The sequence below is a fragment of the Actinomadura sp. NEAU-AAG7 genome (assembly GCF_018603865.1).
In the GTDB taxonomy this organism is placed as follows: domain Bacteria; phylum Actinomycetota; class Actinomycetes; order Streptosporangiales; family Streptosporangiaceae; genus Spirillospora; species Spirillospora litoris.
Genome location: NZ_JAHFZY010000004.1, coordinates 300,929 through 314,091 on the forward strand (window position 1 = coordinate 300,929; position 13,163 = coordinate 314,091).

At 71.4% G+C, this 13,163-nt stretch carries 7 protein-coding genes; 4 read left to right on the plus strand and 3 right to left on the minus strand.

Translation table 11 applies throughout. The annotated features are described in order from the left end of the window. Window positions 1–110 precede the first annotated feature (110 nt). The 4 genes from KLI87_RS41050 to KLI87_RS20475 all read left to right on the plus strand — a co-directional run bounded on the left by KLI87_RS41050 (window position 111) and on the right by KLI87_RS20475 (window position 3,502). Entirely contained in the window at window positions 111–1,199 is a 1,089-nt protein-coding gene (locus KLI87_RS41050; RefSeq protein ID WP_214618288.1) for an SRPBCC family protein, read from the plus strand. 110 nt (window positions 1,200–1,309) lie between these two features. Further along, complete coding sequence (locus tag KLI87_RS20465; protein ID WP_214618289.1) at window positions 1,310–2,011, plus strand: bifunctional 2-polyprenyl-6-hydroxyphenol methylase/3-demethylubiquinol 3-O-methyltransferase UbiG; 702 nt, start codon at window positions 1,310–1,312, stop codon at window positions 2,009–2,011. 49 nt (window positions 2,012–2,060) lie between these two features. After that, window positions 2,061–2,483, plus strand: a complete 423-nt coding sequence (locus KLI87_RS20470; protein ID WP_214618290.1) for a hypothetical protein — start codon at window positions 2,061–2,063, stop codon at window positions 2,481–2,483. 431 nt (window positions 2,484–2,914) lie between these two features. Next, the gene (locus KLI87_RS20475) at window positions 2,915–3,502 is read left to right on the plus strand and encodes a hypothetical protein (RefSeq protein ID WP_214618291.1); all 588 of its coding nucleotides are present in this window, start codon (window positions 2,915–2,917) and stop codon (window positions 3,500–3,502) included. 163 nt (window positions 3,503–3,665) lie between these two features. Here KLI87_RS20475 and KLI87_RS20480 read toward each other — a convergent pair whose 3' ends face one another. The 3 genes from KLI87_RS20480 to KLI87_RS20490 all read right to left on the minus strand — a co-directional run bounded on the left by KLI87_RS20480 (window position 3,666) and on the right by KLI87_RS20490 (window position 12,961). Next, window positions 3,666–4,019: a RidA family protein gene (locus tag KLI87_RS20480; protein ID WP_214618588.1), complete on the minus strand. Its 354-nt coding sequence runs from the start codon at window positions 4,017–4,019 to the stop codon at window positions 3,666–3,668. A gap of 1,329 nt (window positions 4,020–5,348) precedes the next feature. Further along, entirely contained in the window at window positions 5,349–9,035 is a 3,687-nt protein-coding gene (locus tag KLI87_RS20485; RefSeq protein WP_214618292.1) for a CDP-glycerol glycerophosphotransferase family protein, read from the minus strand. Between the two features lie 14 nt (window positions 9,036–9,049). Next, a complete protein-coding gene (locus tag KLI87_RS20490) occupies window positions 9,050–12,961 on the minus strand; it encodes a CDP-glycerol glycerophosphotransferase family protein (RefSeq protein WP_214618293.1) in 3,912 nt (1,303 codons plus the stop codon). Window positions 12,962–13,163: the final 202 nt, after the last annotated feature.

The following is a 13,163-nucleotide window of genomic DNA, read 5'->3' on the forward strand; positions in this document are numbered from 1 at the left end:
AACGAGGCTCGGACGCGCCGGGGCGGGGCCGCGTGTCCCCCGACTGGCGGCGCCCCCGGCGGCGGTCGTAAGGTCGCGAGCAAGGTCTCCGGACGAGAAGGACTGCGATCATGGAACTAGACCACGATTTCACCGTCCCCGTGCCGGTGGACCAGGCCTGGCCGGTTCTGCTGGACGTGGAACGCGTCGCCGCCTGCATGCCGGGCGCGACCCTCGACTCGACGGAGGGCGAGGAGTACACCGGACGCCTGAAGGTGAAGGTCGGCGCGATGACCATCACCTATCGCGGCACCGCCCGCATCGTCTCGGCCGACGAGGCGTCCCGCTCGGTCACGCTGGAGGCCGCGGCCAAGGAGGCGCGCGGTTCGGGCACCGCGTCCGCCACCGTCCAGGCGCAACTCCACGAGGAGGACGGCACGACCCGCGTGACCGTCCAGACCAAGCTCAACGTGACCGGCCGCCCGGCGCAGTTCGGCCGCAACATCCTGTCCGAGGTCGGCTCCAAGATCGTTGCCCGCTTCGCGAAGGCCCTGGCCGCCGAACTGGAGTCCCCCGGCGCCGCGCCGACCACCCCCACCAAAGCAGAGCCCAAGCCCCCAACAAAGCCAACGACGACCCCCGAACCGTCCACGGCCACGACCCCAAAACCGGACACAACCGCAAAGCCAGACGCGCCCGCGAAGCCGGACGCGACCGCCAAACCGGAGGCGACCGCGAAGCCGGACGCGCCCGCAAAATCGGACGCGGCCGCAAAGCCGGCCGTGGCCGCGAAGTTGGCTGGTGCCGGCAAACCGGACGCGGCCGCAGAACCAGACGCGGCTGCGACGGCCGACGCGACCGCGAAGGCGGAGAGCGCCAGCGAGGCGGAAGCGTCCTCGGCGCCCGAAGCCTCCGCGTCTCCGAAGCCCGAGGGCGAGAAGTCTGGAGAGTCCGACACCAAGCCGTCCGCCGAGCCGGAGTCGGAGGTGAGCGCGAAGGCCGCGCCGTCCAAGCCCTCCGAGGCGGAGGTCCCCGAAGCGGCGGCGTCCCGTGGAAGGCACGCGGCCGAGGCCACCCGCGCCCAACCCGTGGACGACGCGATCGACCTGCTGGAGTTCGCAGGCCCCTCGCTGGCGAAGCGCGCCGCCCCGGTGCTGGGCGCCGGGGTCGCCCTCTTCCTGGCCGTCCGCTTCCTGGCCCGCCGCCGCAAGTCCCGCTGAACGCGCCGAGCGTCGGCAGCGCCCCGGAGGGGTCAAGGCAGCGTCAACGATCCCTCCGCGGGCGGCGGCGACGATGGCCCGAAGGCACCCTGATGGCGTCGGCTTGTGCCGTGGACACCATCGAACTCCAGCGGGTCGCGCGGATCGAGAACGACAACTGGTGGTACCGCGAACGCCGCGCGATCCTGTCCAGGGAGTTGCTGCGGTACAGCGTCCCCGGGGACGCCGTCGACATCGGCGCTGGAGCGGGCGGCAACTCCAAGGAACTCGCCGCGCACGGCTGGCAGGCCACGGCGATCGACCTCAACCCCGTGGCCGTGGCACTGGCACGCGCCCACGGCGTCGAAGCGTACGAGGGAGACGCGCGCTACCTGCCGCTCCCCTCCGAGCGCTACGACATGGCGCTGGCGATGGACGTCCTGGAGCACATCGAGGACGACGCGCGTGCCGCCGCCGAGATCACACGCGTGCTGCGTCCCGGTGGGACGGTGCTGCTCTCCGTCCCGTGCGACATGGCGCTGTGGTCCGCGCACGACGTGTCCCTCGGCCGCGTCCGCCGCTACACGCGCCGCGCACTCGTCGACCTGCTGGACGGCGCCGGTCTGCTCCTCGACCGGGTCTGGAGCCGCGGCGTCCTCCTCCGTCCCCCGCTGCGCCTGCTCCGCCATCGCAGCGCGCACTACGAGGACCTGGCGCCGCTCCACCCGTTCACCAACGAAGCCCTACGCCTGGCGGCGGCGCTCGAACGCCGCCTCCCCATCTCGACCTGGCCCGGCACCTGCCTGTTCGCCCGCGCCCACCGCCCCGGTTGACGAGCTTGGGTCGCGCAGACCATTCGGACACCGGCTATGTTCGTCCGACATGGCCCGAAACCGTCCCGTCCGCCGCCTCCTCGTCGGGTCGCTCACCTATAGATGGAGCGCGGGCCACCGTCACAAGCGCTACCAGGACGAGGAAGGCCGTCCGCGCTGCGACGGCTGCCGAGAGATCCTGAGCCTTCGGCAAGAGGGGGCGCCTGGCCGGTTGTTCATCGTCTTCCACGAAGGACCGGGCCGCATCGTCAACGACGGCATGTTCCACGACGGCGGAGTGCTGCGAACCAGCGACCGCGCCTACCTCAACCTGCATCGCCCCGGTGTCGTCCGTGCCCTGCTGGACGCAGCTCTGGCGGACGGACACGACTTCGCGTCCGCCGGAACAGCCGAGATCAACGGCTGGGACCTCATCGACGGCGCCCTGGAGCGCCTGCCCCCGTCCGATCGACCTGCTCGCCGGGACGTCTGAAGCCCGGGGCCGTCCAGCCCGCGCCGGAGGCGGGCGCCGCCTCCCTGGTGAACCAGCCGTTGGGGCCCATGGCCTACACCGCTGAACGCGCCCCCGGCCGGGAGCGTCCTGGGCCGACTACGCATCCACCGGCGTCAGCGCGGAGGGCGCCTTGATACGCGATGCCATCAGCAGGACCGCAGCGTGGGTAGCGGGAACCTGGCGGCGCGGGAAGCTCGCACGGTCGGCCGGGCGTCATATCTTGGTCGACAGCTCTGCCGTCGCCAGCTGCATCGTTCGGAGGGCCGGTCGTGTCCGAGAGGAGCCGTGATGGCCGCGACCCTACGCCACTGAGCGCGGCATCCGCGCCACGGCCGCCGGATCCTGGGAGCGCCGCCGAGCGGTCCTTCATCGCTTTCTCTAGTACCGAGCGGATCTTTTTGGGCACAGTCGTGGCGCTCGTCGTGTGCGCCATCGTGATGCTGGTCGGGGGAATTATCGTTTTTGGGGTGGTCGATCCGATGGTCCACTCCGAAAAGAAGGCGATCACCTCGACCCGGCTCTCCGCCGGAGTCATGCCCTGGCAGGTCTCGGTGCCCAAGTCGGGTAACCGTCACCACGCCGGCAAGGCGCTCGCCTACCGGCTGTCCGCAGGAAATGCCGTGGTTTCCATCTTTACCGTGCCACATCTGAAAAGGACCTGGTCCGAACGCATCTTTCACGCCGGTCCCAAGTACTTCTTCGACGGCCACCTCGACTTTCAGTCCGACATGGCCTGCGCCTCCGAAGCCCGGCTCACCTGGCGGTTGCACGACAAACGCGGACGGTTCCCTCTTTCCCACGAGGTCCGGTTCTACGACCTCAGCGTGCCCACCGACTCGATCACCTTGACCGCGCAACTCGACGGCCCCACCCCGTGTACCGGGATCCTTCGCCTCATCGACCCCAAGGTGACCAACGAGTCCAGGGGCGGCATCGGTACGGGCGCGAGCCTTTACACGGCGAACCCGCTTCCCGAGGTAGAAACCACCCGCAAATAGCCGCCGACAGTTGGCTCGCTCACGGCGCGCTGTATGCGGACCTTCCCGTTCCGCCGCCGGTCATCTCCGGAACGGGGATCCGGCCGCAGGTCGAGCGCCTGCCCAACGGCGGCGCGCCCGAGGGAGTCCGAGACAGCTTTCGGACGAGTGTGCGCAGGTCGGCTCAACTGTGCGAATCGTCGATCACGGCGACGGCCTCGACCTCGACGAGCTGGTCGGCGTAGCCGAGCGTGGCGACACCGAGGAGCGTACTGGGGGCATCGTGGTCGCCCATGTACTCGCGGACGACCCGCCAAGCCTGAACGAGGTCTTCCTGCTTGGAGGAGGCGACGTACACGGTGGTCTTCACAACGTCGCTCAGTGTCGCGCCGGCGCCGCGCAGGGCCTCCTGGAGGTTGCGCATCACCTGGTGGGCCTGGCCCGCGTAGTCGCCGACGGCCACGGTGGCGCCGTCGCTGTCGAGTGGGCACGCTCCGGCCGTCCAGATGGCCCGTGTCGAAGGAAGGGACGCGGTCAGTCATTACGCTCCGTTTCGGATGGTCCTTAGTATCTAAACGGGCGAAAATCAACTGCGGTTCCCCGAGCGGTCTCCACAAGCCGCTGCCTTCGTATCAACCGCACCCTCACCGCATTGCCACACGCTGCTTGTTGCGCCGATGGACGCGTTCATGAAAAAAATCCAGTACCGGATGAGGCAGGCGAGCACGAAGCCTCCCATGACCGGGCCGACGATCGGCGCGAACCCCCCGAGCGCGCCGAAGACACCGCAGACGCGCCCGCACGGGAGGGCCGCCCCACATATGAGAAGCGCGCCGCGCGTGGGGAGCGCGCCGCGCGTGGGAGGTATGCCCGCGCGCAGGAGGGGGCGGCCTGCACGCGGGAGTGGTGTCCGCCTGCATATGCGGCGCGCGTAGGGGGCGTGCGCGCGCGTGGGTGGGATCCATGGGGGTGTGCCCGTGTAAGGCGGCGCACCTGCACGTGGGAGGGGCGTCCCGCGCGAGGGAGGCGCGCCCGGCATATAAGAGGGGCGCTCGTATATGGGGCGCGTCTGCACCTGGGAAATGTGTCCGCGCGCGGGATGCGGCGCGCGCGTGGGGGCGTGCGCGCGTGTGGAAGGGGCCCGAGGTATGGGGGTGTGCCCGCCTAAGGTGGCGCACCCGTGCATGGGAGGGACGTCCCGCGCGTTGGAGATGAGCCCGCGCGTGGGAGGGGTGTCCGCGTGTGGGAGGGGTGTCCGCGTGTGGGAGGGGTGTCCGTATATGGGGTGCTTCTGTGCGTGGGAGGTGTGTCCGCGCGCAGGAGGCGGCGCGCGGATGGGGGCGTGCGCGCATAGGGGGGTGCACGCGTGTGGGTGGGGCCCCGGGGATGGGGGCGTGCCCGTGTAAGGCGGCGCACCTGCGCATGGGAGGGGCGTCGCGCGCGGGGGAGGCGTGCCCGCGTGGGAGAGGGGTGGCCGTATACGGGGCGCGTCTGCGTCTGGGAGGTGTGTCCGCGGGCGGGATGCGGCGGGCATGGGCGTGCGCGCGCGTGTGGGTGGGGGCCCGAGGTATGGGGGTGTGGCCGCGTAAGGCGACCTACCTGCGCGTGGGAGGACGCCCCGCGGCCCCGCATATAGGAGCGCCCCGCAAATAGGAGGCGCGCCTGCGTGTGAGAGGGGCGCCTACGCGTGGGAGGGGTGCCCCTATGTGGGGCGCGGCTGCATGTGGGGTGTGTGTCCGCCCTTAGGAGGCGTGGGCGCGTATGGGGGTGCGTCCGCGCTTGGGAGGGGGGAGCGGATGGGGTTGTTGTCGCCTTGCCTGCGGTTCGGTGGGGAGGGCGTCCTCCTGGGTGGGGTGTTGGGGCGGGGTCACGCGAGGAGGCGTTCGGCTGCTCTGGCTGCGGCCTTTCCGTCGTCGTGGGGGCAGTACTTGTCGAAGAACGTGTCGTAGGCGTCGACGTAGGCGTCCTGGATCTCGTCTATCGCCCGGAGTGCCTCGGCGACCTCGGTGGAGGTGGTGAGGAGCGGGCCCGGGGCCTCGGTCTCGAAGTCGAGGGAGAAGCCGCGCATGTGGTCGCGGTAGCGCGCCAGGTCGTAGGTGTAGAAGAGCATGGGGCGGCCGGTGCAGGCGAAGTCGAACATCGCGGAGGAGTAGTCGGTCACCAGGACGTCGGACGCCAGGTACAGGTCGGCGATGTCGGGGTAGCGGGAGACGTCGATCGTGAAGCCGTCCGATCTCGGGCGGTCTCCTTCGGTGATCAGGAAGTGGGGGCGGACGAGGAGGACGTGGTCGTCGCCGAGCGCCCGCCGCAGGGCCTCCACGTCCAGTTCCATGGAGAACGCCCGGCGGCCCGGCGCCAGGTGGTGGTCGTCGCGCCATGTCGGGGCGTAGAGGACGACCTTCTTGCCCGCCGGTATCCCGAGCCGCTCGCGGACGCGGGCGCCGAGGCGGTCGAACTCCGGGCTGCTCAGGACGTCGTTGCGCGGATATCCCGTTTCCAGGATCTCGCCTTCGTAGCGGAAGGCCCGCCGCATGGTGTCGGAGGTGAACGTGTTGGGGGAGAGCACGACGTCCCAGCGGGGGACCTCGTAGTCGATCCAGCGGAGGTTCTCCGCGCGCTGGGAGTGCAGGTCGCTGAGGTCGTAGCCGAGGCGTTTCAGCGGGGTGCCGTGCCATGTCTGCATGTACGTCTGCTCGGGACGCTTGGCGAATCCCGGGGCGAGGCCGTAGTTCGTGACGATGTAGCGGGCGCGCGCGAGCGCGCGGTAGTGCTCTCTCGTCCCGGCTATGAGGACCTTGGCGTCGCCCTCGACGTTGAACTGGCCGTCGGTGGAGATCCAGACGCACTCCAGCCCGGGATGGCTCCGCGTGATCTCCTCGTAGATGGCTCTGGGGTTGCAGCTGTACTGGGACGCGCCGTAGCTGTCGAACACCACCAGCTCTGTCAGCGGGCTCCGCAGGTAGACGGGGTAGTCGCGCTCCCAGAGGAGGCGCTGGGCGTGCCCGCCGCGTTCGTCCTCGGCCATGACGGTACGGCTCCTCAGTTGCAGCGCGTCCGTCTGGTGGACGCGGGCCTCGAATTCGTGTGTTCCGGCCGCTCGCCATTCCGGGAGGTCGGATATCACCGCGCGTTCGACGACGACCGGGATCTCTCCGGGCTCCGCACAGGTCGGTGGGGCGGCGTTCTGCGTGGGCGCGTGTCTTCTGTTCGGCTTGAACTTGACCGTTGCGGGCGTCGGCTTGGTCGGACGCGCGGGTCTTGCCGTTGTCTGGGCGGCTTTTGGAGGGGGCGAGGCCGTGGTGCTGCTCGCGGTGGGAGTGCCATCGGCTCTTTTGGCGGTTCCCGGAGTGGGGGCCAGCAGGTCCCACAGGCCGGTGGTCAGGGGCCCGGCCGTTCCGAAGAGCGGCATGGCGCCGGGGGCGAAGGTGGCGGTGAAGGTCGGGCCGTCCCAGGTGAGGGGGAGGCGGTGCTCGTCGCCCGAGGGACGGCGGCGGAGGATCAGGTGGGTGGGGCGGTGGGCGGGATCGGACAGGTCGCCGGTCAGCGTGAGGCGGTCGTCGGCGGTCCACCGGACGGAGGTGACGACGGGGCGGAAGCTGCGCTCGACGCCGCGCAGGTTGCCGTAGGCGGTGCGGGTGAGGGCGAACTCGCGGCCCCGGGTCGCGAAGCGGGCGCCGGGGAGGGTGCGGGCCACGGTCAGCCGCAGGGGGCCGTCGGCGCCGACGAGGCGGATGTCCCAGTCGATCGCGTCGCGCAGGTGGGTGGCGGGGCCTCGTTCGGCGGCCTCCGGGTCGGAGTGGAGGGCGCCCAGGGGGAGGGCGGCCATGAAGTCGAAGCCGGTGCCCCTGTCCATGCGCATGCCCGCCGCCGGACGCACCGTCACCTCGCCCCGGACCTCGGGGCCGCCGTGCCGCCGGGTGGCGACGATCGCGGCGCCGGGGCCGAGCGCGAGCCGCGTCCAGCCGGTGATCTCCAACAGGTCGCCGACACGGCGGTAGCCGGTGACGACGGCCTTGGCGCGCTTGACGTGGACGACGAATCCCTGGTCGGCGGCGGGTTGGACGGCGACATGCTCGTCGACCTGGCGCGGGGCCGCCCAGTTCACGGCGGGTTCGGCGGAGGTGAGGCGCTGGACGGCCTTGCAGCCGGACGCGGTGACCTCGGCGAACAGCTCCCACGTCACCGTCGGCCAGTCGTCGCCGTCCTGGAGGAGTTCCGGCTCGATCCGGATGGAGAACCCCGACCAGTCGTAGGAGACCAGCGACTGCCCCGACTGGACCGTGGCCTCCGGGCAGGGGATCCGCTCGACGGGGAGGCGGATCTCCTTGCCGGTCTTGGCGTCGTGCATCCAGATCCGGATGCGGGAGTCCTTGGCGGACGTCACGGCGAGCCGGTCGAAGTGGGCGTGGCCCTGGACGACCAGGGAGCCGGAGTCCCAGGTGACGCGGTCGACCTCGGCGTGGAGCCTGAGCTCGTCGGTGACGTCGTAGACCTCGTCCGGGACCGCCCGCGCCCGGTCGCCGTAGAACGGGTAGCGCGCGTACCAGCGCTGCCGCCGCCTGCCCCGGCTCACCAGCGGGACGTCGTGCAGCCCATTCTCCTCGAAGCGGAGGACGTCGAGCAGTTCGGGCAGCATCCGTTCGCGCAGCAGGTGCAGTTCGAGGCGCTTGATCGCCTCCAGCCCCTGGAACGCGGACGGGGCCGCGGCGGCGACGATGTCGGCGCCCGCCTCCAGCAGGCGGTCGCGGTGCTCGCCGGACGCGGTGGGCAGCGCGAGGATCAGGGCGCGGACGTCCAGGTCGAGGGCGTGCTTGTCGTAGACGGGGAGCAGCGCGGGCGCGTGGTCGCCGAGGATCCCGCGCACCATCTCCAGCGAGGCGATCCGGTCGGCGGCGTTCGCCTGCGGGTTCGGGGAGGGCGGCTCCTGGCGGTGCCGCCAGAAGTAGACGGCCGTGTCGAGGACGTCCACGGCGGAGGCGAGAACGTGCGCCTCCAGGCTGACCGGCGGGTCCTCGTGGGACATCGCGGGGAACTCGAACCGGTGCGCGTCCCAGAACGAGCGCCGGTACACCTTGTTCCAGACGGTGCGGTCCTGGAGGAGGGCCGGATGGCGGGTGATGTGCGTGCGCTTCACCGTGGCCGCGTAGGCCCCGGCGTGCAGCGGCGACTGCCAGGCGCGGTCGTCGTCCAGGCGCAGGACGTTGCCGCCCGCGATGTCGGACCCGGTCGCCTCCAGCGTGCGGACCAGCAGCTCGTAGGCGTAGGGCGGCAGGGTGTCGGCCGCTCCGGCGAAGGCGAGGTACTGGCCGCCCGCGCGCGCGACACCGGCGTTGCGGGCCGGCCCGAGCCCCTCGTGGCCGCGCTGGACCAGGACGAAGCGGTCGTCGCGGTCGGCGAACTCCTTCGCGATGACGGAGCCGCCGTCCGCGGACCCGTCGTCGACCATGACGACCTCCAGGTCGCGGAGGGTCTGCCTGGCCAGCGACTCCAGGCACTCGGCGAGATGCGCCTCGACGTCGTGGAACGGGACGACGACGCTGATCTTGGGCGGCACGGGAGGCTCCGTTCTCAGTGGGTGGACGTGGCGTCCTGGAGGACGCGGTCGAGCACGCGGGAGGCGGCGCGGCCGTCGTCGAGCGGGCAGTAGCGCGCGGCGAACGCGGAGCGGGCCGCCGCGAACCCGGTGTCGAGCACGTCGGGCTCGGCGAGGGCGTCGATGACCTCGCGGGAGGTCGACAGCAGCGGGCCGGGCGCCTCGGCCTCGAAGTCGAAGTAGAAGCCGCGCACGTGGTCGCGGTAGCGCTCCAGGTCGTAGGTGTAGAACAGCATCGGCCGCCCGGTGACGGCGAAGTCGAACATGGCCGAGGAGTAGTCGGTGACGAGGACGTCGCTGATGAGGAACAGCTCGGAGATGTCGGGGTAGACCGACACGTCCAGGACGCAGTCGCCGGGGCGCCATCGCGGCCGGTCGGTCACCAGGTAGTGGGTGCGCAGGAGCAGCATGTGGTCGCGTCCCAGCGCCGTCCTGAACCGGTCGACGTCGAGTTCGAGGCGGAACGCCCGCTTCCCGATCGTGAGATGGAAGTCGTCCCGCCAGGTGGGCGCGTACAGGACGACCTTCTTGTCCTGCGGGATGCCGAGCCGCCGCCGCACCGCGTGGGCGATCTCCTCGCGGTGCGGGCTGTTCAGGATGTCGTTGCGGGGATAGCCGCTTTCGAGGATCTCGCCGTCGTAGCCGAACGCCCGCCGGAACAGCGGCACCGAGAACGCGTTCTGGGACAGGAGCAGATCCCACTGCGGGACGTCGTGCTCCATCCAGTTGAGGCCCTCGGTGCGTTTGAAGGGCATCTCCTTGACGTCGTAGCCCAGCTTCTTCAGCGGTGTGCCGTGCCAGCACTGGACATAGGTCTGGTCCTCGCGCTTGGCGAACCACCGCTGCTGCGACCAGTTGCCGAACACATAGCGGGCCCGTGCGAGGGCCTCGTAGTGCTCGCGCGTTCCGGCGAGGACGGTGCGCGCGCCCGTCGGCTTGCCGAACTGGCCGTTCTCGGTGACCCAGACGCATTCGATGCCGGTGTCGCGGCGGCGCAGCTCGTCGTAGATCCCGCGCGGGTTGCACGAGTACTGGCGCCCCTTGTAGGCGTCGAACAGGGCCAGCTCGCGGACGGGCAGGTTCAGGTGGCGCCGGTAGTGGCCCGAGCGGAGCCGCTCCTGCGCGTACGCGCCGCGCTCGTCCTCGTCCAGCGCGGTCTCGATCCGCAGCTGGAGGTGGTCGGCCTTGCGCGCGCGCACGATGACCCTGTGCAGGCCGGTCTCGTGCGGCTCGGGCAGGTCGCGCAGCGTGTTGCGGCGGATGACGACGGGCTCCTCCTTCCCGCCGACCGCCGCCAGCACGTCCCACCGGCCCGCGACCAGCGGCCGGGACAGCCCGAGCACCGGCATCCGCGCCGGGGAGAACGTCGCGGTGAAACGGTCGCCGTCCCAGTGCAGCGGGACCGTGTGCTCCTCGCTGGACCGCCGGCGGCGCAGCAGCAGCACGGCCGGGCGGGACGCGGGGTCGGGGCAGGAACCGGCCAGGTGCAAGGCCCCTTCCGTGGCCCAGACCACCTGGTCTACGGCCAGGCCCCGCTCGCGCACGACGATGCGGAGCGTGTTCCGGCGCGTGGGTGCGATCTCCAGTTCCCCGCCGGGGAAGGGGAACACCGCTCCGGCGGCCCTCTCGTCGAGGTGCGGCCTGATTCCGCCGGGCAGGGAGATCTCCCAGTCCCCGGGCCGCCGGGCCAGCCCGGCCAGCGGCAGCTTCGCCCGGAAGCCCGCCTCGGTGGTGCCGGTGGCCTTCCGTATGCCCGGTCTGCTTGCCGTGCCGCCGTTCGTGGCGCGCACGGCTCGGCGGAGCAGCGTGCCGCCTCTGCCGTTCTCCGACGCGCGGCTCTCGAATTCGTCGGCCGCCTCATCGGTTGATGTGCGGCCTCCGAGGGCTTCGGGGGGCGTCCGGGGGTCTCCGGTGGCTTCGGGGGTTCTTCGGTCGTGTGCGGCGTTGCTCCTTGGGTGCGCGTCGTTCGGTCGGCCGTCGTGCGGGTCGTCGCCGGCACGGCTCGTCTCACCAGGACCGGCGCCGGCCGATCCGGGCTCCCGCTCACCGAGGTCGCGGGGGTCGACGGCCAGGCCGGTGGGCGGGCCGTCGGGCGCGTTGCCGGAGGCCACGCTGATCAGCGCTTGGAGCGCGCCTTCGGGCGTGCCGTCGGACGTGGCCGCGTTCGGCACGGGAGCGGGGAGGACGCCGGGCCCGTCGATCGGGCCCACCACGGTCGCGCGGCCCGCCCTCGGGGTGGCGGTGATCTGCGGCTCGTCGCCGAGGGGGGCGCGGCTCCAGCCGTCCAGCCAGAGCTCGTTGCCCTCCAGGTGGCAGCCGACGATCTGCGCCGTGGTCCGCCGCACCTGGAGGACGAACCGCCGCCTGCCCGCCACCCCCTGGACCAGGACGCCGGGCGCGCACTCGCGCTCCTGCGGCCACTGGCGGCTGGTGAGGGCCGGGTTGCCGAACGTGCGGCGCCGCCACAGCCCCCGGTTGATGATCTCCACGCACGGGATCCAGTCGACGTCGCGCCAGCGTCCGAAGATCTTGAGGTTGGACGGGTCGATCTCCGCGACGAAGCCGGACCAGTCGTAGGAGACCACGGGCTGCTTGGAGCGCGCGGTCACGTCGGGGCGGCGGATCCGCTGCACCGGCACGCGCATGAGGCCCCGGCGGTTCGAGGCGAGCAGCCAGAGCCGGATGCGGGAGCCGTCCTCGGTGGAGGAGTCGAGGTGCCTGATGTAGGCGTGGCCCTCGATGCGGAGCCGCCCGTCCACCCAGAGGACCCGGTCGATGGCCGCGGCCGGGGTGAGCTCGTCGGTCACGTCGTAGACGTGGGACGGGACGGCGCGCTCGGCGTCCTCGAAGAACGGGTACTCGGCGTACCAGCGCGGCCGCAGCCCGCGCCGGACCCTCGGCGCCTGCGCGGGCGACCCGAGCTGGACGAACTGCAGCACCTCCAGCAGCTCGGGGACCATCCGCCGGCACAGCAGGTGCAGTTGCAGCCGCAGGATCGCGGGGAACCGCTTCAGCACGCGGGAGCTGATCTTCTCGGCCAGCGCGGCGCCGATGCCGACGAGTTCGTCGAGGTGGTCGTCGTCGGTCCGGGGCAGCGCGTCGAGGAGCACGCGCAGGTCGATGTCCACCAGCGCGTGCTCGTCGAAGGCGCCCAGCAGGTGCGGCGCGTAGTCGGCGAGCCCGGCCCGCAGGAGGCTCACCGATCGCATCCGCTGGGAGATGTTGTCCCAGCCGTGGCGGTCCTCGGTGATGGACCCCGGACGCTTGCGCCAGTAGTAGACCGTGTCCTTCAGGACGTCCACCGAGGAGGCCAGCGCGTGCGCCCGCGCCATGACCGGCGGGTCCTCGTAGAAGCCGGGGGGAAACCTCAGCTCGGCGTTCTCCCAGAACGCGCGCCGGTAGACCTTGTTCCACGACGTCCGGTCGCGCATCAGCAGCGGGTGGGACGAGACGTGCGTCCGCGACCGGGACTCCGAGAACAGCCCGTCGTGCAGGACCGACTGCCAGCTCCGGTCTCCGTCGCACCGCTCGACGTTCCCGCACGCGAAGTCCGAGCCCGTCCTCTCCAACGACCCGACCAGCCGCGCGTAGGCGTCGCGGTGGACGATGTCGTCGGCGTCGGCGAAGGCCAGGTACTTGCCGGTCGCCGCCTCCACCCCCGCGTTGCGCGCGGGCCCAGGGCCCTCGTTCTCCCGCACCAGCAGCCGGAACCGGGGATCGCGGCCGCACACGTCCTTGGCGATCACCGCGCCGTTGTCGGTGGACCCGTCGTCCACCATGATCACTTCCAGGTCGCGGTAGCTCTGCCCGGCCAGCGACTCCAGGCACTCCCGGAGGTACTCCTCGGTGTTGTGGAACGGGACGACGACACTGAGCTTTGGGGACATGCGGCCTCCAGGTCGGTTTCGCGCGGTGCCGCCTGAGGGCGAGCGGAACCTCGCCACACCGAGCATGGTGACCTGGCGCGTCGATCCGAACACGCATCGCGATTGCAAGGCTGTCGCCTGACGCAGACTTGACCTGCCCTGGCCCACGTTTACCGCCCCCTGAACCTCGGCCCGATGACCGTGCGGTCACCCTCGCCGCCGG